Here is a 21,323-nt window from a genome sequence, read left to right as displayed (position 1 = left end):
CTTCCTGAAAAATCGCGCGGTGCACCGGCTGGTTGTTTTCGTCGTGCCGGTGTTCGCGCTGCTCATGGCCTGCGAGTTCGCATGGGGCTGGCTGAAGCGGCGCAACACCTACCGCTTCAGCGACACCATCGGCAGCCTGAGCCAGGGGCTGCTGAGCCAGGCGCTCTCGGTGTGCACGCAGCTCTTCCAGATCAGCCTCTACGCGCTGATCTATCCGCTGGTCGTGATCTGGACGCGGCCCGCCTTCTGGGACAGCGCCATGGGCTGGATCGCTGCGGTGCTGCTGTTCGACTTCTTCGACTACTGGCTGCATCGCGCGGGGCACGAGTCGGCCGTCTTCTGGGCCGCGCACTCCGTGCACCACCAGAGCCAGCACTTCAACTTCTCCACCGCGCTGCGGCAGGAAAGCACGGTGGCCTTTCTCGGCTGGGCCTTCTACCTGCCGATGGCGGTGATCGGCGTGCCGCCGGAGCAGTTCGGGCTCGCGGGGCTGATCGTGCTGGTCTACCAGTTCTGGATCCACACCGAGCACATCGGCAAGCTGGGCTGGTTCGACCGCGTGTTCTCCTCACCTTCGAACCACCGCGTGCATCACGCGGTGAACGACCAGTACATCGACCGCAACTACGGCGGCATGCTCGTGGTGTGGGACCGCATGTTCGGCACCTTCGCAGAGGAAACCGAACGCTGCGTCTACGGCACGCGCAAGGCGCTCGCGAGCTTCGACCCGGTGCGCGCGATCCTCGGTCCCTACATGCCGCTGCTGCGCGATGCCTGGCACACGAAGCGCTGGCAAGACAAGATCGCCGTGTGGTTCAAGCCGCCGGGCTGGCGGCCGGCCGACGTGGCTGCGCGCTTTCCGGAACCCGCGTTCTCGCTGGAAGAAGCCATGCACATCCACGCCCCCGTGCTCACGCGTCCACAGGTCGCGTCGGCCGCCCTCCACTTCGCATGCTGGGTCGGCGTGACGCTGGCCTTTCTCTGGCGCGCGGACGATCTCGCCTTCCACACCGGGCTGACGCTTCTTGCACTCTCGGTCGGCGGCTTCTGGTCCATCGGCGCAGTGCTCGATTCGCGGCTGCGTCTGCGATGGGCCTGGTGCGCGCAGGCAGCGCTTCTCGCCATCTCGGCGGTACTGCTCTTCGGCTGACCGCCATGCATACGCCGCCCGCTATGCTCGGCGCCTTCACCGTTGCGGGGCACCCATCATGCGCAGGCTGGCCACTTCCGAAGACATCGACACCGTCTTCGCCCTCTACATGCACGAGAAGGTCGTGCTCTACCTGGGCTACGACCCGATGCCGCTGGAAGATTTCAAGCCGATCTACCGGCAGCTGCTCGATGGTGGCGACTTCTTCGTCTACGAACGCGACGGCCACATCGCCGGCTTCTACCGCGCCTCGCGCTACCCGGGCCGTGTGCGGCACGTGGCCAGCCTCGGCACGCTGGCTGTAAACCCCGCACTGCATGGCCAGGGCATCGCGCTGGCAATGGTCACGGATGCAATCGAGCGGCTGAAAGCGGACGGCGTCAGGCGCATCGAGCTCATCGTGGAAAGCGACAACGCACCGGCGCTGCGCTTCTACGAAAAGCTCGGTTTCGAACGCGAAGGCACGCTGCGCAGGTTCTACAAGCGCGCCACGGATGCACAGGCCATCGACGACCACATCATGGCGCTGCTGCTCGACTGAGCGGCAGGCGCAACAGGCTCAGGGCTTCCAGCGCCGCAGCAGCAGCGCATTCGCCATCACGCTCACGCTCGACAGCGCCATCGCCGCGCCGGCCACCACCGGGCTCAGCAAGCCGAAGGCGGCGAGCGGAATGCCGGCGACGTTGTAGGCGAAGGCCCAGAACAGGTTCTGCCTGATCTTCGCCACCGTGCGGCCCGAAAGCTCGAAGGCCTGCGCGACCAGCGCGAGATCGCCACGCATGAGCGTGATGCCGGCTGCTTCCATCGCCACGTCGGTGCCGCCGCCCGAAGGCGCCATCGCGATGCCGACATCGGCCGCTGCCAGTGCGGGTGCATCGTTGGCGCCATCGCCGACCATCGCGACGACATGTCCGTTGCTCCTGAGCGCGGCGACCTGCGCGGCCTTGTCTGCAGGCAGCACATCGGCGCGCACATCCTCAGCCGCGATGCCCAGCCGTGCAGCCATGGCCTGCGCCGCGCGCAGGTTGTCGCCCGAGATCATCACCACCCGCAGGCCGCGCGCCCGCAACGTGCGGATGGCTTCGGCGGCCTGTGGCTTGGGCTCGTCGGCGAAGGCGAGCAGGGCCTGCACCTGCGCGGCACCGGCTTCGTCGAAGCGCAGCAGCGCGGAAACCGTCGCGCCTTGCGATTGCAGGCGCTCCACTTCTTCGGCATTTGGCATCGCATCGAGCTCACGGCACCAGCGCAGGCTGGCGATGGCCCATTGGACGCCCTCGACTTCGCCGCGCGCGCCACGGCCCGGCGAAGCCTGCATCGCACCCAGCGCTGGCACCTGCAGGTTGCGCTGCGCGGCGGCCGACAGCACGGCCTTGGCCAGCGGATGCTCGCTGCCGCCTTGCAGGCTCGCGGCGGTGGCCAGCAACTGGTCTTGCGAGGCCGAGGCGCCGGCCACGGGCACCAGCGCGGTGAGCACCGGACGGCCGATGGTCAGCGTGCCGGTCTTGTCGAAGGCGACGGTATCGACGCGGTGGGCGATCTCCAGGGCACGCGCATCCTTGATCAGAACGCCATGCCGAGCCGCCACGCCGGTGCCCGCCATCACAGCCACGGGCGTTGCAAGGCCCAGCGCACATGGACAGGCGATGACGAGCACCGCCACCGCATGGATCAGCGCGGTCTCGATGCCGGCACCCGCCAGCATCCAGCCCGCGAAGGTGGCCAGCGCGATCAGCAGCACAACCGGCACGAACACGGCGGCGACCTTGTCCACCAGGCGCTGGATGGGCGCCTTCGCGGCCTGCGCGTCCTCGACCAGGCGGATGATGCGCGCCAGCACGCTCTCGGCGCCGACCGCGCTCACCTCGACGACCATGCGGCCGTCGCCGTTCACCGCGCCACCGGTCAGCGCATCGCCCGGGCCCTTGGCCACAGGCAGCGGCTCACCGGTGAGCATCGATTCGTCGACTTCGGAATGTCCTTCGACCACCTTCGCGTCGGCCGGTACGCGCTCGCCGGGACGCACCGCGAGACGGTCGCCCACCATCACCTCGGCCAGCGGCACGTCGCTTTCCTTGCCGCGTGCGTCGAGCAGGTGCGCCACCTCGGGCCGCAATTGCTGCAGCGCGCGGATCGCGGACGTGGCCTGGCGCTTGGCGCGCGCCTCCAGCCACTTGCCGAGCAGAACCAGCGTGATCACCACCGCCGAAGCCTCGAAGTACAGGTGCGGCACCATGCCGTGGCCCGCATGCTCGCCGGTGGTCGCACGCCACCAGAGCCATAGCGAAAGCCCGAAGGCCGCGCTGGTGCCAAGTGCGACCAGCAGATCCATGTTGCCGGTGCGCGCCTTCACTGCATGCCAGCCCGCGCGATAGAAGCGCGCGCCCAGCCAGAACTGCACCGGCGTCGCGAGCAGCAGTTGCACCCACGGCGGCAGCATCCAGTCGAGCCCGATGAGGTCGCCCAGCATCGGCGCCATCAGCGGAATCGACAGCGCAAGGCCGATGGCGACCGGGGCGAAGCCGGCCCAGGGCGAGAGGGTGGCTTCATCTGCTGCCTCGCTTGCGGCCCGAGGCTCGTAACCGGCGGCGCGCACGGCGCGGCGCAGCCGGACATCCATGTCATCGTCGCCGGACGTCACCACGCGGGCCGATTCGGTCGCGAGATTCACGCTCACGTCCTGCACGCCGGGCACGTTCTTCAAGGCACGCTCGACGCGCATGACGCAGGAGGCGCAGGTCATCCCGCCGACGGACAGGTCGAGCGTGGCGGTACCGGGGGTTTGCTGGAGCTGAAGTTTTTCCATGTGCCGAGGCTAAAGCCTCACACCATGTCAAGGTCAAGCGGAAAAATTCAGAGCCCCTGCGCTGGACATTGACATCGTGAGAGGGTTCAAACTGCGGGTTCCCCGGTCGTCAGGCCGGCCACGCCACTTCTCTTTACCAGCTACTTTCAAGGAGCAACACGATGAGCCAGAAATTCCAGGTCACGGGCATGAGCTGCGGCCACTGCGCGAACGCAGTGCAGAACGCGGTGCAAACGGTGGATCCCGAAGCGCAGGTCACGGTCGATCTGGAAACGGGCCATGTCGACGTGCTGAGCGAGCAGCCGCGCAAGGACATCGTGGCCGCGATTGAGAACGCGGGGTACGCGGTTCAATGACGATGAGCCAGGTTTCCATCGGCGAAGCCGCGCAGCGCTCGGGCGTGTCGGCCCGCATGGTCCGCCACTACGAGAGCCTGGGCCTGCTGCCGGCGGTGGCGCGCACCGAAAGCGGCTATCGCCAGTACGGCGAGGCCGACATCCACACGCTGCGCTTCATCAAGCGCTCGCGCGACCTCGGCTTCTCGATGGAGGAAATCGCCGAATTGGTCGGGCTGTGGAACAACCGGCGCCGCGCCAGCTCGAGCGTGAAGCGCATCGCCGAGAAGCACCTTGGCGAACTGGAGCAGCGCATCGCCGACATGCAGTCCATGCGCAGCACGCTGGCGCACCTGGTGCACTGCTGCCACGGGGACGCGCGCCCCGAATGCCCGATCCTCGACGACCTGGCGAACTAGGTACTCCCCCAGGCTTCGCGCACTTCGTGTCGCTTCGCCTACCCCCTCGCCGGGGACAACACCTGTGGCCCGGCGAAGCCGGTTCCACGATGTTCCTGGAATAAGTCCTTCAAGCGCCGCGCACCAAGGACAAGACCTTGCCCGCATCCAGCGTGCGGGCCTTTTCCTGGATCGCCGGCAGGTACTGCGTCTGCAGGCTCTGCCCTTCCTTCACCACGCCCGAGAACGCGTCCTTCAGCATCTGCGCCGAGAGCGTGCGGCCGCCAGCGTAATAGCGTTTTGCCACGTGCCCCAGCGCATAGGTCGACGCGAAGCTCATCCCCGAACTCACCGCCTGGTTGCCGAGGCCGCGCAGCAGGCCGCCGCCGACCTTGCCGAGCAAGCCGCCGAGCAGCTTGCGCCCGGCCTGCTCCAGGTACTGCGAGGTAAGGCCAACGCCGACGGTCGCGAGGAAATCCTTGATGTGTCCGCTGTCCAGCTGGTAGCCGTAGGCCTGGCCGATGCGGTAGACCAGCTTCATCTGCAGCGGAATGATCGCCATGGTCGATAGCGTCTCGGGCAGCAGCTCGAGCGCGCCGTTGAGGATGGAGGCGTTGAGGATGGACTTGTCCAGCTCCGCCGTGTCGGGACTCTTCGGCGCTGCAGGCACCGATGCGGCCGCCGCAGTGGCGGCCACCGGCACCGCGGCGATTTCCTCCGCCTGCTGCGAGAACGCGGCCGCCGAGGCGTCCAGGCCCAGCGAGGTGCGCACGTCCGCCAGGAACATCCGCTCCGCCTCCGACTGCGTGCCGTCCGCGTCGCAGACGCACACCGCCATTTCGTAGGCGAGCTGCCTCGCTTCCGGACTCTTGAGCTCGCCCGCCACCGACGCCAGCGACACCCGCTTCATCAGCACGTCCTGGTAGAGCGTCGGCAGGTTCAGCCCGTCGGCCTGCGACAGGCCTTCCGCGATGCGCTTGATCTCGGCGCGCTCGCGCTCGTGCTTCTCGCCGTCCACGAAGGCGGCCAGCAGGCTCAGGGTAACGATCGACTTTGTTTCAGAAGGTGTCATGTTCGATATTTCCGCAATTTCAATGATCCGGTGGGGTCGTGGCTGCGGTCCGAAGGTTCCGTCGGGCGTTCTCCCCACAAACCTTGGGCAACTCTGTGGATAACGTCGGCACTTCTGTGTAGGGGTCTTGCAAGTTATTGATTTCAAACGGAAATCTACGGTTTGCACAAATTTTCAGCAATGAATTTCTCCGGGCGAAAACCGTCTTTCGCAGATTTCTGAAGTGCCGTCAAAGGACAAGTCTGGGGACATTTCTTGAACAAGGCATGGTTTATCCACAGGCCCGAAGGGTTACCCAATGTTGTCCATGTCGCGGGTACAAACCGGAAGCGCGGCTGCGCACAGTGACAGCGGCATGACAAGTGCTTGTCGCATAACGAAAAAAGCGGCATGTCCACAGAGGGTGGCGACCCTTATCTACTACTACTAATTTGAATAAGAAAAACAAGAAGACAAGAAGAGGAAAAGCCGCGCCCCGAAAAAAACGCCGCGAATGGCCGCGCCCGTCCCGGAAGCCGGGGGCGAACCGGCCCTCCCCGGCCGGTCCTCCCCTCGGTAACATCCGTGGATGAGCTTCAAACCCCGGATCCTGATCGCCGAAGACGAGTCGGGCATCGCCGACACGCTGCAATACGTCCTGAAAAGCGACGGATTCATCCCTGTCTGGTGCGCCACGGCCGAGGAAGCGATTGCCCAGTTCGCGCAGGAACCACCGGCGCTGGCCATCCTGGACATCGGACTGCCCGATCTCAACGGTTTCGAGCTCTTCAAGCGCCTGCAGGCGCTCAACCAGTCCATGGGAGGACCGGAGGTGCCCATGGTGTTCCTTACGGCCCGCAGCGACGAAATAGACCGCGTGGTGGGCCTCGAACTGGGCGCCGACGACTACATCGCCAAGCCCTTTTCTCCAAGGGAGCTGGTCGCGCGCGTGCGGACCATCCTGCGACGCAGTGCCAGGAGCGGCTCAGGAGCCCCCCAAGGCGCCGCCGGCACGAATCACGTGGGGGGGCATCAGACGGCCGCGAACGGCGCTCCTGCGGGCCCCCAGGCCCCCGTATCGCCCTTCGCACTGGATACCGAGCGCATGCAGATCCGCTACTACGGCCGGCTGCTCGAACTCTCGCGCTATGAATACGGCCTGCTGAGACTCCTGGTGCAGCGCCCCGGCCGCGTCTTCACGCGCGATGAAATGCTCGAACTCGTCTGGGACGACTCCAGCGACAGCTTCGACCGAACCGTCGATGCCCACATCAAGACCCTGCGCGCCAAGCTCAAGGCGATCGCGCCGGAAGTGGAGCCGATCCGCACGCTGCGCGGCACCGGCTACGCGCTGAACGAAGAACTGCCCGCCAAGGCGTCGTGACACGGCGCACGCGCATCTTCATCGGGATCCTGCTGATCTACACGGCGGGCATCGCCTTCCTTCTCTATCGCGTCGTCTCCGATATCGATCCCCGCTATCGCGAATCCGCCGAGGAATCGTTGGTAGAAACCTCGCAGCTCGTGGCCAGCCTGGTCGAGCAGGACGTGATCGCCGGCGCCATCAACACCGCGCGGCTGGAGCCTTTGTTCCGCACCGTCTATGCGCGCGAGTTCTCGGCGCAGATCTACAACCTGCACAAGAGCCGCGTCGAGCTGCGCGTGTACGTCACCGACCGCAACGGCCGCGTGATGTTCGACTCGCTCGGCAGGCATCTCGGCGCCGACTATTCGAAGTGGAGCGACGTGAGCCGCACGCTCGCCGGCCTGTACGGCGCGCGCACGTCGCGCGACGTCGACGGCGATCCGCGCACCTCGGTCATGTACGTGGGCGCGCCGATCCGCTGGAACAACGAGATCGTCGGCATGGTCAGCGTCGGCAAGCCGGTGCAAAGCTTCGGCCAGTTCGTGGAAGACGCGCGCGGGCGCACCATCTGGGTCGGCGTGGGTTCGGCGCTCGCGCTGCTGCTGCTCACCTTGATCGTCTCGGTCTGGCTGGTGCGGCCCTTCGGCCTGATCCGCGACTACTGGACCTGGGTGCGCGCACAGCGCAGCCTGAGCCTTTCACGCATGGTGAGGCGCGCTATCGACGGCGTGCGAACAGGTTTCAGCGAAATGCGCGACGCGCTCACCGGCCGCAACTACGTGGCCGACTACGTCCAGACCTTCACGCACGAAGTGAAGAGCCCGCTCTCCGCCATCCGCGGCGCGGCCGAGCTGCTGCAGGAGCCGTCGATGCCGCATGCCGAGCGCGAACGCTTCCTGAAGAACATCGAGCGCGAGACCCAACGCATCCAGGAAATCGTCGACCGCATGATGGAACTTACCGCGCTGGAGACGCGGCGCGCGCTCGACCGCACGGAGCCGGTGTCGCTCGCCGCGCTGATCGAAGACATCGCCGCGAGCGCGCAGCCTGCGGCCGCGAAGCGCAACATCAGGCTGCTCGTGAACATCCGCAACGAAGCCCGCACCGAGGGCGACCCCTTCCTGCTGCGCCGCGCCATCAGCAACCTGCTCGACAACGCCATCGACTTCTCGCCGCTGGACAGCGAGGTGCTGCTCACCCTCGAAACCACTTCCAAGCTGGCCCGCGTGAGCGTGCGCGACCATGGCCCCGGCATTCCGGATTACGCGCAGGAAAAAGTCTTCGAGAAGTTCTATTCGCTCGCCAGGCCGCACAGCCAGAAGAAGAGCACCGGGCTGGGCCTTGCCTTCGTCAAGGAGATCGCGGCCTTGCACCATGGCCGCATCGACCTGGGCAACGCATCGCGCGGCGGGGCGGTGGCTACGCTGACGTTGCCGTTGTCGTCATCGCATCACTGAGGAAAGCTGGTCCGCCTGATCAGCGCGCAATAGGCTTCGCGCGTCTGCGGGCTCACCGCACGCAGTGCCTGCAGGTACTGCGTCTGGTGCTGCCCGATCATGCGCGCCGACGCCACCGTCTTCGATCGGCAATACCAGTGGCAGGTGTGCTGCAGCAGGAACAGTTCGGCCGACATCATGTAGGCCTTGGACTTGGGTGTGCGGCCTGCTTCGTTGCGCATCACGCCGGCGATGCCGCGTGCGTGGATGAGCAACGCCTGGCGCATGTCGAAGGCCGCCGACGGAAAGAACTGGGTGAAGAGCGGAATGGCCACGGGCAGCTTGCTCACGCGGGTGACGGGTTCGGGCATTCGCGAGAACTCGGCTGCGAAGCCATCGATCTGGCCGGAGAGTTTTTCTTCTGTGCTGTCCAGGATCTGCCAGATCTGGCGGCGGCGCTCGGCGTCGTCCTCGCCGAGGCAGCGCATGTAGCCGGATGTGAGGCTCTCCATCAGTTTTTCGATCTGATAGCGGCCGAGGTGGCTCGCCAGCAGGGCGATGCGCAGGCGTTGTTCCCTGGACTTGAGGATGTAGAAGCCGGCGGCGACGAGCGCCACCAGGGTGAGGATTTCCATGGATGCGGGAGAAGGAGAAAAAGGAAAAGGCGGGAAGCGGTACCGAGTGTAGGCACCGCGAACCCGCCTTCGCTTCCGGTTTCTCGAAGAAGTCCGGCTACCGGAAGAAATCGAGGATCCGGTTGCGTTCCTCCGGCGGGGGCGGCGCACCGACGGGCGCGCCGGTGAGCTGCTCGACCGGCGGCGGCAGCGTGTCGCTGCTCTCCAGGCCCAGGCTCGCCACGTTGTGGCCCGGCGTGAAATCGTCGAAGTACCACTCGCCGTCGATGCTCACCACGCCCTCGGGCTGGGCCGGGTGAGTCACGGGCACGCCCTGCAGCGCGGTCTGCATGTAGCCGGTCCAGATCGGCAGGCTCAGGCTGCCGCCGGTCTCGCCGCGCACGCCGAGCTGGCGCGGCGTGTCGTAGCCGACCCATGCGATGCCCACCATGGTCGGCTGGAAGCCCGCGAACCAGGTGTCGAAGGAGTCGTTGGTGGTGCCGGTCTTGCCGTAGAGGTCGTCGCGCTTGAGTGCCTGGTAGGCCTTGAAGCCGGTGCCGTTTCGCACCACGCTCTGCAGCAGCGAGTCCATGATGAAGGCGTTGCGCTGCGGGATGGCGCGGCGCGATTCGTCGAGCACCGGCGGCTCGGTCTCCATGATGACCTTGTCGCGCAGGTCGGTGACGCGCGTGACGAGGTAGGGATTGACGCGGTAGCCGCCGTTGGCGAACACCGAGTAGCCCACCGCCATCTGCATCGGCGTGACCGAGCCCGCGCCCAGGCCCATCGGCAGGTTGGCGGGCTGCTTGTCCTTGTCGAAGCCGAACCTGGTGACCCAGTCCTGCGCATAGGGAGTGCCGATGGACTGCAGCACGCGCAGCGTGACGAGGTTCTTCGACTTCATCAGCGCGTTGCGCAGCGGCATCGGACCTTCGTAGGTGCCCTCGAAGTTCTTGGGTTCCCAGGCCTGGCCGCCGTTGGCGCTGGCGTCGAAGTACAGCGGCGCGTCGTTCACCACGGTGGCGGGCGTGAACCCCTTCTCGAGCGCGGCCGAGTAGATGAAGGGCTTGAAGCTCGAACCCGGCTGGCGCCAGGCCTGCGTCACGTGGTTGAACTTGTTCTTGCCGTAGTCGAAGCCGCCCACCAGCGCCTTGATGGCGCCGCTGCGCGGATCCATGCCGATGAAGGCGCCCTCCACCTCGGGCAGCTGGGTGATTTCCCAGGTGTTCTTCGGCGTCTTCGCCACGCGGATGACCGCGCCGCGGCGGATCTTGATATTGGGCGGCGCTTTCGCGGCAAGGCCCGACTGCGCCGGTTTCAAACCATCGCCCGTGATCTGGATGGTTTCGCCGTTCGCGCGCACCGCGCTGATTTCCTTCGCGCTCGCATCGAGCACCACGGCCGCGATCACGTCGCCGTTGTCGGGATGCTCGGCCAGCGCGTCGTCCACCGCTTCGTCGATTTCCTTCTGCTCGCTCGGCAGGTCGACGAATTTCTCGGGCCCGCGGTACGGCTGGCGGCGTTCGTAGTCCATGATGCCCTTGCGCAGCGACCTGTACGCCGCAGCCTGGTCGGCCGCCACGATCGAGGTGTAGACCTTCATGCCGCTGGTGTAGATGCTGTCGCCGTACTGCGCGTACATCATCTGGCGCACCGTCTCGGCAACGTACTCGGCATGCAGCCGGTTGGGGTCGGCCGCATCGCGCAGGTGCAGTTCTTCCTTCTTCGCGGCGGCCGCCTGCTCGGCGTTGATGAAGCCGGTCTCCTGCATGCGGTCGATCACGTACAGCTGGCGCGCACGCGCGCGGCGCGGGTTGGCCACCGGGTTGTTCGCACCGGGCGCCTTCGGCAGGCCGGCGAGCATCGCGGCCTCGGCGATGGTGATGTTCTGCAGCGGCTTGCCGAAGTAGGTTTCGGCCGCGGCGGCGAAACCGTAGGCGCGGTTGCCGAGGTAGATCTGGTTCAGGTAGATCTCGAGGATCTGGTCCTTGGTGAGCTGCTGCTCCAGCCGCATGGCCAGCAGGATCTCGTAGGTCTTGCGGCTCATGGTCCGCTCGGATGTCAGGTACACGTTGCGCGCCACCTGCATGGTGATGGTCGAGGCACCCTGCTTGCGGCCGCCCTTCAGGCTGGCGACCGCCGCACGCAGGAAGCCCTTGTAGTCCACGCCGCCGTGGTCGTAGAAGCGCGCATCCTCCACGGCCAGCACGGCGTCCTTCATCACCTTGGGAATGTTGGCGAAAGGCGTGAGGTTGCGGCGCTCCTCACCGAATTCGCCGATCAGTTGGCCTTCGGTCGAATACACGCGAAGCGGCAGCTTGGGGCGGTAGTCGGAAAGCTCCGAGACGTCGGGCAGCTTCGGGTAGATGGTGACGACCGCGACGATGGCGGCGACCAGCACCACCAGCGCGCCGGAGCCGACACCGATGGCGCCCCAGCCGGCGATGCGCTTCCAGTCGAGGCGGGAATCGCGCGGCGCCGCGCCGTCGTCGCCGGGAGCCTTGGAGTTTGTGCGTTTGAACATGGGAAATGCCTGTTTGGCTAGCGAAAGGGTTGGAGCCGCGGCGCGCCTGCGCGTTCCGGCTTCCGGAGCTCGAACGTGCCTTGCCGCGCAGCACGCTGCGCGCAATGCATCGCGTCGAAGTACTTGTCGTGGTCGAAGGCGATAAGAAGAAGATCCACCCCGGCGTCGAGGGCACGGACGGTGGCGTCGCAAAGACCGCGGTTGTAGGCCGCAGCCATCGTGAGATCGTCGGTGACGAGCAGGCCCTGGTAGCCCCATTCGCCTCGGATCACCCGCTGCACGATTTTGCGCGAGAAAGAGACCGGATAAGCGGCGTCGAGTTCCTCAAGGATGACATGGCCCAGCATGATGGCCGCATCCGAATGTTTCGATACGTCTTGAAACGGCTTCCAGTCGTGCGCCGCGAGCCGGGCGACCGGCGTGCGCAGTTCGGCGGCGAAATGGTGGGTGTCCTCGGTCACGCCGGCCAGGCCGGGAAAGTGCTTGAGCGTGCCTCGCACGCCTGCCGACTCGAGGCCCAGTTCGTAAGCGAGCGCCACCTGCGCGGTGACCGCCGGGTCGGCCGAGATGGCGCGTTCGTCGATGCGGGTGTGGAAGTCCCAGCGGCCCGGCGCACGGCCGGTGCGCAGGTCGACCACCGGGCTGAAGTTGAGCGTGACGCCCAGATCGGCGAGCGCCCTGCCCTGCTGCGCGCCGTAGGCATGGGCGCGCTGGGCGAGTTCGTCTTCTGGCAGATCGGCATCGAGAAGCGAGGCGAGCGCGGGCTGGCGTTCGATCAATGGGGACAGGCGGGAGACAGCGCCGCCTTCCTGGTCGGTCGCGACGATCAGCGGCGGCAGGCCGGCCGAACGGCGCAACGCCTGCAGGCCCGCGATCTCGTCGCGCAGTTCTTCGGCCGTGCGGCCCCTGACATTGCGGCCGGTGACGAAGATGCCGCCGATCAGTCCCTTGCGTGCCAGTTCGCGCAGCTCCTTCGCGTCGTCATAGCCGACGATGAAATGCGCGCCCACCGCCTGCGCGAGCGGGCCCTCCATCGCATTCACCTCGGCGCGATGCTGGCGCGACATCGCTTCGTTGCACAGCGCCGTGAGCAGGGCTGCGAATGCCAGTCCCAGTGCCACGGGCCGCAGCCTGCCCCGTGCGTAGCGCCATGCGAGTGCGATGCCCGCAAGAAGAAAAGCCAGCAGCAGCGGCAGTTCCCAGGCACGCATGAAGCGCAGGTGCGGGTCCTTCAGGTGCCAGGCCCAGAACCACAGCACGGCCAGCGCCAGCCAGCCCGATGCACCAGCGATGACCCGCAGCAGCCTCATGCGGCCGTCTGCGCCTCGGGCACTGCCACGGGCGCGGCTTCGCTGCGGCGCGAGAGCGCGTACCAGTCGACCTTGCGCGTCACGAGCATCAAGGTGGCCAGCATGCCGAAGATCAGCAGCGCGCCCAGCAGCAGCGCATTGCTTTCCGAAGCCAGCAGGCCGTAGAGCGCGCCATACAGCAGCGCCACGAACGCGCCGAACGAGAGGCCGCGCTGCCACCCGCCGAGCACCGCGCTGAAGTACACGGCCAGCAGCGCGACGCTTGCCGAGGCGGCGCCCGCGTACGCCATCCAGAAGGCGAACTTCTCGGACAGCGCCAGCAGCAGCAGGAAGAAGAGCGCGATCGACAAGCCCACCAGGCCGTACTGGATCGGATGCAGGCGCAGCTTGCGGAACAACTCGAACATGAAGGCGGCCATCAGCACCAGGCCGATGAAGAGCACGCCGTACTTGCCCGCGCGCGTGCTCATCGAATAGACGTTGATGGGCTGAGCGAGCGATACGTCGAAGGTCTGCAAAGGGCCCAGGTTGCGACGTGCCGGGACAGCGGGGGCAGCCGTCGCTGCCACGTCGGCGCTGCTGGCCACATCCACTGCGCCGCCCCGACCCGAGAGGCCTGCGCGAACCTGTTCGCGCGCCGAGGTCACGAGCGAGGAAACGCGCCAGTGGGCATCGAAGCCCTGCGGCGTCACGCTGCGCTGGGCCGCGAGAAAGCGGCCGCCGAAGCTGGGGTGTGCCCAGGGCGAGCTCAGGTGCGCGGTCGTTTCTTCGGCGATGGGCGCGATGGCGAGCGTGTCCTGTCCGACCAGGCTCAGCTTCATCTCGAAGGGAATCGGCGTGCCGGCCTGCCAGGCGGCGAGCGCGGCGCCGGTGACCGGCGCATGGATACCGTTGGCGAACCAGGCATCGTCATCCAAGCCGGGCACGCGCTGCCTGAAGCGCAGGGCTTCGCTGCCCATGGTCATGGTCGGCGAGCCATCGAGGCCGCGCAGGTCGCTCACGTTGAAGGCGATGAGCGGGGCCTTGAATTCGATCTTCGAGTCGGTCTCGCTGTGCGACACGGCCTTCGGGTCGAAGGCGGCAAAGCCGCCGCTGAGCGTGGCGTCAAGCGTGTAGAAGGGAATCCTGAAGATGCCGCGATAGCGTTCCTGCGGCGCCATCGTGCCCTCGATGTGCAGCTTGTCGGGGAACACCACGTGGGCCATTTCCTTGCTGCGCGGTTCCTGGCCGATCACCTTGCCCTGCGCGTTGCGCAGCGGCTCCATCCAGCGCTCCACGTAGGGCACCAGCAGCAGCGGGCCGACCATGGTCTGGCGCCCGGCGTAGGTGGCGGCGAGTTCGCTGGCCGCCTCTCGCTGGCTCTCGCCGCGTGCGCGGTTGATCGAATCGATCTCTCCCAGCGGAATGCACAGCAGCAGCAGCAGGAACAGCAGGCCGGCGACCTTGGCCAGCATGGAACTCATCACGACCCTGAGCAACTGAAGCATTTTTTCTCTCCTCGTCTGTAGCGGTGGCCGCGATGCTCGCCGCGCGACCCGAAGGCCGTGTGAAGGGCCCGGGCCGCCTCGCTTCACACAGACTTCACACAGCGGATGCGGGCGGTCCACGACTTCAAGACGCCTTCCAACTGGCTTCTCGCGCGCTGGAGAAAGTTGCGGCCGTGCAAGTTCGCACGGACAAGGACCCCCGCCATGGATGCCCAAACCACCCCACGTCCCGGCCGCTGGCTCTGGCTCGCCACCGTGAGCCTGGCGACCGCGGGCTTCATCGCCATGGGCGTGCGCCCGGCGCACGCTCAGGAAGCGCCCGCCGGTCCGCGCCTGAAGACCGAGAGCCCCTATTTCTTCGTGAAGAGCGACGACCCCTCGGTCGACCGCCTGCCGCTCAAGGGCACCGAGGTCTCGGTGAAGATCTCGGGCGTGATCGCCGATGTGACGGTCACGCAGACCTACCGCAACGAAGGCCAGCGCGCCATCGAGGCGAAGTACGTATTCCCCGGCTCGGCCAAGGCCGCGGTAAGCGGCCTCAACGTACGGCTGGCCGACCGGCTCATCACCGCGCAGATCCGCGAGAAGCAGCAGGCGCAGATCGAGTACGACACGGCCAAGAAGGAAGGCAAGACCGCCGCGCTGCTCGAGCAGCACCTGCCCAACGTGTTCCAGATGAACGTCGCCAACATCCTGCCGGGCGACGACGTGAAGGTGGAGCTGCGCTACACCGAGCTGCTGGTGCCGCAGTCGGGCAACTACCAGTTCGTGTTCCCGACCGTGGTCGGCCCGCGCTACAACTCGCCGCAGTCGGAGAACGCGCAGGCCAAGTGGGTCGCTCTGCCCACGCTGCCCGCGGGCACCGCCGCCGGCACCAGCTTCAGGCTCAAGGCCACCATCGACACGCCGATGGGCATCAAGGAGATCCGCTCGGCCACGCACACCATCGACGTGAAGAAGAGCGACGAGGACCAGCACGCCGACATCGCACTCACCGCCGACGGCCGTCCCGCCGACAACCGCGACTTCGTGCTCGACTACCGCCTCGCGGGCGAGAAGATCGAATCGGGCCTGATGCTCTACAAGGGCCAGGGGGAGAACGCCGAGAACTTCTTCCTCGCCATGGTCGAGCCGCCCAAGGCCGTGGCCGCCAGCGCGATCTCGCCGCGCGACTACATCTTCGTGGTCGACATCTCGGGCTCGATGCACGGCTTTCCGCTCGACACCGCGAAGACGGTGCTCGAACGCCTGATCGGCGGCCTGCGTCCGAGCGATACCTTCAACGTGCTGCTCTTTTCGGGTAGCAACAAGATGCTGTCGCCCAAGTCGGTGCCGGCCACGCGCGCCAACATCGAGCAGGCGCTGGCCACCATCAAGAACTACAGCGGCAGCGGAAGCACCGAGCTCATTCCGGCGCTCAAGCGCGTGTATGCAGAACCCAAGGAAGAGAACGTGTCGCGCACCGTGGTAGTGGTGACCGACGGCTACGTGACGGTCGAGCGCGAAGCCTTCGAGCTGGTGCGCAACAACCTGTCGAAGGCCAACGTGTTCGCCTTCGGCATCGGCTCCTCGGTCAACCGCAGCCTGATGGAAGGCATTGCGCGCGCCGGCATGGGCGAGCCCTTCATCATCACCGACCCGGTCCAGGCCCCCGAGCAGGCCGCGCGCTTCCGCCGCATGGTCGAGTCGCCGGTGCTCACGAACGTGAAGGCCACCTTCGGCGGCCTCGACGTGTACGACGTGGAGCCGCAGGCGCTGCCCGACGTGCTGGGCGAACGACCGGTGATCGTGTTCGGCAAGTGGCGCGGCGAGGCAAAAGGCCGCGTGATCATCGAAGGCCAGGGCGCCAGCGGCCCCTACCGCCAGGAAGTGCGCATCGATGGCAGCACCCGCCAGGACACGGCCGCGCTGCGCACGCTGTGGGCGCGCCACCGCATCCAGAGCCTGAGCGACCAGGAGACGCTGGAAGGCGGCACGGCCCTGAAGGACCGCATCACCGAGCTGGGCCTGAAGTACAGCCTGCTCACCCAATACACGAGCTTCATCGCCGTCGACAAGGTGGTGCGCAACGTGGCGCCGCAGAACAGCGTGGACGTGAACCAGCCGCTGCCCCTGCCGCAAGGCGTGAGCGAGCTGGCGCTCGGCGCCGAGGTGCCGAGCACGCCCGAGCCCGAATCGCTGGGCGCCATCGTCGTGGTGCTGTCGATGCTCGCCATGCTGCGCCGCCGCGCGCGCCGCAACGACGCGCGCCGCTTCACTGCCTGATCCATCCGTAAGAAAGAAAAGAATGTCTCTGGCAATGCTTGCCCACCGCCATCCGCGCATCGTGGACTGGGGCATCCACATCGACCGCACGCCGGCTGCCGGCTGGATCGGCCTGCAGTTCATCGCGCTGATGCCCACCTGGGTGTGGATGGCGCAGCGCATGCGCGACGGCTCCGACGATCCGCTGGGCCTGCTGGCGCTGGTCGCGCTCGCGGCGCTGGCCTGGAGCCGCCGGCGCGAGTTGCGCGCGTCGCCCCGGCTGGGCTGGCTCGCGCTGGCCGGCGCGGGCACCGTGCTCGCGACGCTGATGCGCACGGGGCTCGGCTTCATGCCCGCGTTGCCACCGCTCGCGGCCGGGCTGGTCGCGGTGCTGGCGCTGGCCTGCGGGCTGCTGGCCTTCCTGCCGCGCAAGGTGGCGGCACTGCCGGTGGCCGGCCTCGCGGTGCTCGCGCTGCCGCTGCTCTCCTCGCTGCAGTTCTATGCGGGCTATCCGCTGCGCGTGGTGACGGCCGAGGTCAGCCGCTGGCTGCTGTCGCCGGGCTTCGAGGTGGCGCGCGAAGGCGCGAGCCTGGCGGTCGACGGCCGCCTGGTGATCGTCGATGCGCCCTGCTCCGGCGTGCAGATGGTGTGGCTGGGCTACTTCACGGCCTGCGCGGTCGCGCTGTGGGCTTCGCGCAGCGGCCGGGACTTCATGGCGCGGCTGCCGATGGTCGGCCTGCTGGTGCTTGCCGGGAACATCGTGCGCAACAGCGTGCTGATCGCCTTCGAGGGCGCCGGCCATCCGCTCGCCCCGTGGGCGCACAACACGCTGGGCCTCGTGGTGCTGGCGGTGGTCTGCGGCTCCATCGCCCGGCTGATGGTGCCCGCACGCGCCGAGCCCGAAGCCGCCGAACTGCCCATTCCGGGCCTGATCACCACCCACGGAGGCCGCCATGTCGACACCGTTCTTTGAGCGCTGGTTCGCGAACCATTTCATCAACCGCATCGGCCACAAGACCGCTTTCGCGTTCTCGATGCTGCTGTGCATGCTGTGGTCGGCCATGGCGGCCCTGCGTACGCCGGCGGAACCGATGGCACCCGCCGTCGCGTCGCACGAATGGCCCAGCGAATGGGACGGCGCCGCGCTGCGCCCGCTGGCGCTCAGCGACGTGGAGCAGCGTTTTGCCGACCGCTTCCCCGGCGCCATCGGCCGCATGACCGACGGCACCCGGACGCTGGTGATGCGCGAGGTCAGCCAGCCCACGCGCATGCTGCATCCGGCCGCCGACTGCTACCGCGCACTGGGCTACCGCATCGAGCAGGCGCGCCTGGAACGCGACGCGCGCGAGCGCATGTGGCGCTGTTTTGTTGCTCAACGGCACGGAGCGCAAAAAATCCGCGTCTGCGAGCGCATCGTCGACGCCCGGGGCACGGCTTTCACTGACACTTCAAGCTGGTACTGGGCAGCAGCCAGCGGCCAATCGCATGGGCCGTGGCAAGCTGTCACCGTAGCGAGACCGATCTGAGAAACCTGCCTGTGAAGAAGACCCTGCGATTCGTGCTCTATGGCCTGCTGGCCCTGGTCATTACGGCCTGCGTAGCTATCTTTTTGATAGTCAAGCTGGCGCTCGCGCCGGCTGCCGGCGAATGGAGCACCACGGTGAAGGCAGGGCCGCTGAATTTCGAGATCGGCGTGCCGACGGCGGTGCGCGTGGCCACCTCGACATGGTTCGCGCCGTATCTCGACGGCCGCTCGTTCGGCACCCGATTCGGCACCGTGCGCTTCGCCTGGAAGCCGGCCGGCGAACTGCTGGAAATGCAGTGCGCGCCCTGCAGCGCCGAGGTGCCGGCGCTGGGCACCCAGCCGATCCGCGTCGATCGCCTGGTCGCCACGGTGAAGCGCGACGGCAACACGCTCAACGGCACCTTCGAGGCCACGCCGCAGAGCAACGACGCGAGCCAGCTCCAGGGCCACTGGGACGGCAGGCTCATGCCGAAGAACATCCACCTCAACGCCAGCGTGCAGGACGCCCCCATCGCCCGCTGGTACGCGGTGCTGGTGCCCGCCCTGCCGGAGCTGCAGCGCGCGCGCATCGGCGGCACGCTGGCGCTGCGGGGCCAGCTCGTGCTGCCCGAAGCCACCTTCGCGGTGCAGCCGACCATCAGCCAATTCACCGTGGAAGGGCTGGGCACCGAGGCCATGTTGGGCGCGCGCACCAGCTGCGGCCCCTCGGCGAAGCTGGCCAACGACAGCTGGCTGGCGCGCGCTGTCATCGCCGCCGAAGACCAGCGCTTCTTCACCCACGGCGGCTACGACCTGACGGAAATCCTCGCCTCCATCGACAACAACCAGAAGCCCGGCCAGACACGGCGCGGCGGCAGCACGCTCACGCAACAGCTCGCCAAGCTGCTGGTGACGGGCAGCGACCGCACGGCCGAGCGCAAGCTGCGCGAGCTGCTCTACGCGGTCGAGATGGAGCAGACGCTGGGCAAGGCCCGCATCCTGCAGCTGTACCTGGACAACGCGCCCTGGGGCGGCAATCTCTGCGGCGCCGAGGCTGCGGCCAGGCGCTACTTCAAGCGCAGCGCGCGCACGCTGGAGCCGGCACAGGCCGTGTGGCTCGCAGCCATGCTGCACAAGCCGCAGGCCGTGCTCGAGCAATGGCGCCGCGACGGCCGGATCGACGCCGACCGCGTCAAATGGATCGCCGAAGGCATCCGCGGAATCAGCCGCAACCAGCGCGAGGCCCTGCTCAAGAGCGTGGCCGCGGCGAAATTCATGGCGCCGGAGGCCGCAACGCAATGACGAACACAGCCGTGCTGGGCGCCACCGATATCGAAGCCATCGAACGCGCCACCATCGCGGCGGTGTCGCCCGACCTGACCGAGGAAATCGACGGCTGGCTGCTGCCGTTCGCCAGCGGCACCGTCAAGCGCGCCAAGTCGGCCGTGCCGCTGCATCGCGGCGCGGTCGAGGCCGCCACGCTCGACCGCATCGAGGACCGCTACGACAGCCGCAAGGCCGCGCCCGCGCTGCGGCTTGCCGACGCATCCTGCTTCGACAGCCTGCGCGCCGAGCTGGAGCGCAGGCACTACATGGCCGACAGCCCCACCTGCGTGCAGATCGGCTCGGTGCAGCGCATGCGGCAGGTGGCCGCGCCGGACGGCGCATTGGCCGACGTCGACCGCGCGCCCGACAACGCCTGGTCGGCCCTGTTCCTCGGCGAGGGATTCGACCCCGTGGACGGCGCCCATCGCGTGCGCATGCTCTCGCGCGCCAAGGGCACGCTCTACGCCAGCGTGCGCGAGGGCGGCCGCACCGTGGCCGCCGGCGCGATGGCCTTCGGCCACGGCTGGGCCAGCGTGCACGGCATGCGCACCGACCAGGCGCAGCGCGGCCGGGGTCTCGCTGGGCGCGTGCTGGCCGGGCTGGCGCAGGCCGCGTCGGAACGGGGCTTCGAGCGCGTGTTCCTGCAGGTCGATGCGAACAACCAGGCGGCGCTGTCGCTGTACCGCCGCGCCGGCTTCGGGACGCAGTGGAAATACAGCTACTGGCAGCGCCAGCAATGGCCCTGAAGCTGCAGGCCGCACGAGCCGTCGGCTGACAGCGCGCGGGTGGCGCGGCGCGGGCGTTAGTGCCACCATGGACGCATGACGAACGCCAACCACCACGCCAACCACCACGCCAATCACCCCACCGATCCCGTCGCCACGCCGCGCGGCATCGACCACATCGTGGCCGGTGTTTCCACCAGCGATGGCGACGGCGTGAAGCTCACCCGCGTGCTGCAGCAGCCCCTGCAGAAGCGGCTCGACCCGTATCTCATGCTCGACGCCTTCGGCAGCGACAACCCGGGCGACTACATCGGCGGCTTCCCCAACCATCCGCACCGCGGCTTCGAGACCGTCACGTACATGATCGCCGGGCGCATGCGCCACCGCGACAGCGCGGGCCACGAAGGACTGCTGGAAAACGGCGGCGTGCAGTGGATGACCGCCGGCCGCGGCCTCGTGCACAGCGAACTGCCCGAGCAGGAAGAAGGGCTGATGGAAGGCTTCCAGCTCTGGCTGAACCTGCCCGCGAAAGACAAGATGCGCGAGCCCTGGTATCGCGACATCCAGAGCGCGGAGATTCCCGAATTCACCACCACCGGCGGCGCGCGCGTGCGCGTGATCGCGGGCGCGAGCCACGGCATCGAAGGCGCCGTGCGGCGCGAGCACACCGAGCCGCTCTACCTGGACATCGAGCTGCCGCCAAACGCCGAATTCGCGCAGCCGCTGCCGCAGGACCACAACGCCCTGGTCTACGTGTTCCGCGAATCGCTGTGGATCGCGGGCAGCGAGATCCCGACGCGGCGCATGGCCATCCTCGCCAACGACCCGGGCAGCGACGGCGTGGTGCTGCGCGCCGGCGCGACCAACCACAGCCCGGCGCGCGCGCTGCTCATTGCCGGCAGGCCGCTCAACGAACCCATCGCGCAGTACAGCCCCTTCGTGATGAACACGCCCGAGCAGATCCGGCAGGCGGTGCACGACTTCCAGAACGGGAAGCTGGGCTGAGGCTGCTGTAGTCGCCCGCCTACCGGAAGACGGCATCGGGCACGG

General features: G+C 67.5%; 18 protein-coding genes. 12 read left to right on the top strand and 6 right to left on the bottom strand.

The window, feature by feature from the left end; translation table 11 throughout:
• Nucleotides 1–19: 19 nt before the first annotated feature.
• Nucleotides 20–1,150 (top strand): sterol desaturase family protein, encoded by a 1,131-nt coding sequence (locus tag ABL844_RS00290; RefSeq protein WP_418130147.1) that lies wholly within the window; start codon nucleotides 20–22, stop codon nucleotides 1,148–1,150.
• A gap of 58 nt (nucleotides 1,151–1,208) precedes the next feature.
• Nucleotides 1,209–1,691: an N-acetyltransferase family protein gene (locus ABL844_RS00285; RefSeq protein WP_418118595.1), complete on the top strand. Its 483-nt coding sequence runs from the start codon at nucleotides 1,209–1,211 to the stop codon at nucleotides 1,689–1,691.
• Nucleotides 1,692–1,709: 18 nt separating this feature from the next.
• On the opposite strand, the gene ABL844_RS00280 is transcribed toward ABL844_RS00285, so the two are convergent.
• Nucleotides 1,710–3,953, bottom strand: coding sequence for a heavy metal translocating P-type ATPase (locus tag ABL844_RS00280; protein ID WP_418130146.1), 2,244 nt, complete (start codon nucleotides 3,951–3,953; stop codon nucleotides 1,710–1,712).
• 161 nt (nucleotides 3,954–4,114) lie between these two features.
• Here ABL844_RS00280 and ABL844_RS00275 point away from each other — a divergent pair, with 161 nt between their 5' ends.
• Both ABL844_RS00275 and cueR read left to right on the top strand, forming a co-directional pair.
• Nucleotides 4,115–4,309, top strand: coding sequence for a heavy-metal-associated domain-containing protein (locus ABL844_RS00275; RefSeq protein WP_126020754.1), 195 nt, complete (start codon nucleotides 4,115–4,117; stop codon nucleotides 4,307–4,309).
• Nucleotides 4,306–4,707 carry a Cu(I)-responsive transcriptional regulator gene (gene cueR, locus ABL844_RS00270; protein WP_369660200.1) on the top strand — a complete coding sequence of 134 codons (402 nt, stop codon included), beginning with the start codon at nucleotides 4,306–4,308 and terminating at the stop codon, nucleotides 4,705–4,707. Before ABL844_RS00275 ends, cueR begins: the two co-directional genes overlap by 4 nt.
• 109 nt (nucleotides 4,708–4,816) lie before the next feature.
• On the opposite strand, the gene ABL844_RS00265 is transcribed toward cueR, so the two are convergent.
• Nucleotides 4,817–5,758: a YcjF family protein gene (locus ABL844_RS00265; RefSeq protein WP_126020758.1), complete on the bottom strand. Its 942-nt coding sequence runs from the start codon at nucleotides 5,756–5,758 to the stop codon at nucleotides 4,817–4,819.
• A 568-nt stretch (nucleotides 5,759–6,326) separates the two neighbouring features.
• On the opposite strand from ABL844_RS00265, the gene creB reads away from it, so the two are divergent.
• Entirely contained in the window at nucleotides 6,327–7,121 is a 795-nt protein-coding gene (creB, locus tag ABL844_RS00260; protein ID WP_418130145.1) for a two-component system response regulator CreB, read from the top strand.
• The gene (gene creC, locus ABL844_RS00255; RefSeq protein ID WP_126020762.1) at nucleotides 7,118–8,560 is read left to right on the top strand and encodes a two-component system sensor histidine kinase CreC; all 1,443 of its coding nucleotides are present in this window, start codon (nucleotides 7,118–7,120) and stop codon (nucleotides 8,558–8,560) included. The genes creB and creC overlap by 4 nt, the downstream gene beginning before the upstream one ends.
• On the opposite strand, the gene ABL844_RS00250 is transcribed toward creC, so the two are convergent.
• From ABL844_RS00250 to creD, 4 genes are all read right to left on the bottom strand, one after another.
• Nucleotides 8,554–9,174 (bottom strand): hypothetical protein, encoded by a 621-nt coding sequence (locus ABL844_RS00250; protein WP_418130144.1) that lies wholly within the window; start codon nucleotides 9,172–9,174, stop codon nucleotides 8,554–8,556. The two genes, creC and ABL844_RS00250, sit on opposite strands and share 7 nt — an antisense overlap.
• Before the next feature lie 97 nt (nucleotides 9,175–9,271).
• Nucleotides 9,272–11,677 (bottom strand): penicillin-binding protein 1A, encoded by a 2,406-nt coding sequence (locus ABL844_RS00245; protein WP_418130143.1) that lies wholly within the window; start codon nucleotides 11,675–11,677, stop codon nucleotides 9,272–9,274.
• Nucleotides 11,678–11,694: 17 nt separating this feature from the next.
• Complete coding sequence (locus ABL844_RS00240; protein ID WP_418130142.1) at nucleotides 11,695–12,936, bottom strand: glycoside hydrolase family 3 N-terminal domain-containing protein; 1,242 nt, start codon at nucleotides 12,934–12,936, stop codon at nucleotides 11,695–11,697.
• Nucleotides 12,937–12,983: 47 nt separating this feature from the next.
• Nucleotides 12,984–14,474 carry a cell envelope integrity protein CreD gene (gene creD, locus ABL844_RS00235; RefSeq protein WP_418130141.1) on the bottom strand — a complete coding sequence of 497 codons (1,491 nt, stop codon included), beginning with the start codon at nucleotides 14,472–14,474 and terminating at the stop codon, nucleotides 12,984–12,986.
• Nucleotides 14,475–14,678: 204 nt separating this feature from the next.
• On the opposite strand from creD, the gene ABL844_RS00230 reads away from it, so the two are divergent.
• The 6 genes from ABL844_RS00230 (at nucleotide 14,679) to ABL844_RS00205 (ending at nucleotide 21,278) form a co-directional block, all read left to right on the top strand.
• Nucleotides 14,679–16,739 carry a VIT and vWA domain-containing protein gene (locus tag ABL844_RS00230; RefSeq protein WP_418130140.1) on the top strand — a complete coding sequence of 687 codons (2,061 nt, stop codon included), beginning with the start codon at nucleotides 14,679–14,681 and terminating at the stop codon, nucleotides 16,737–16,739.
• A gap of 22 nt (nucleotides 16,740–16,761) precedes the next feature.
• Nucleotides 16,762–17,691, top strand: a complete 930-nt coding sequence (gene xrtQ, locus ABL844_RS00225) for an exosortase Q (RefSeq protein WP_369660208.1) — start codon at nucleotides 16,762–16,764, stop codon at nucleotides 17,689–17,691.
• Complete coding sequence (locus ABL844_RS00220) at nucleotides 17,672–18,244, top strand: hypothetical protein (RefSeq protein WP_418130139.1); 573 nt, start codon at nucleotides 17,672–17,674, stop codon at nucleotides 18,242–18,244. Before xrtQ ends, ABL844_RS00220 begins: the two co-directional genes overlap by 20 nt.
• Before the next feature lie 11 nt (nucleotides 18,245–18,255).
• Complete coding sequence (locus ABL844_RS00215; protein ID WP_418130138.1) at nucleotides 18,256–19,524, top strand: biosynthetic peptidoglycan transglycosylase; 1,269 nt, start codon at nucleotides 18,256–18,258, stop codon at nucleotides 19,522–19,524.
• A complete protein-coding gene (locus ABL844_RS00210; protein ID WP_418130137.1) occupies nucleotides 19,521–20,294 on the top strand; it encodes a GNAT family N-acetyltransferase in 774 nt (257 codons plus the stop codon). Before ABL844_RS00215 ends, ABL844_RS00210 begins: the two co-directional genes overlap by 4 nt.
• 75 nt (nucleotides 20,295–20,369) lie before the next feature.
• Nucleotides 20,370–21,278 carry a pirin family protein gene (locus ABL844_RS00205; RefSeq protein ID WP_418130136.1) on the top strand — a complete coding sequence of 303 codons (909 nt, stop codon included), beginning with the start codon at nucleotides 20,370–20,372 and terminating at the stop codon, nucleotides 21,276–21,278.
• The last annotated feature ends 45 nt before the right edge of the window (nucleotides 21,279–21,323 follow it).

Source organism: Variovorax sp. 278MFTsu5.1 (genome assembly GCF_048305045.1).
Lineage (GTDB): Bacteria > Pseudomonadota > Gammaproteobacteria > Burkholderiales > Burkholderiaceae_C > Variovorax > Variovorax guangxiensis.
This window is presented reverse-complemented; position numbering and strand designations above follow the sequence as displayed.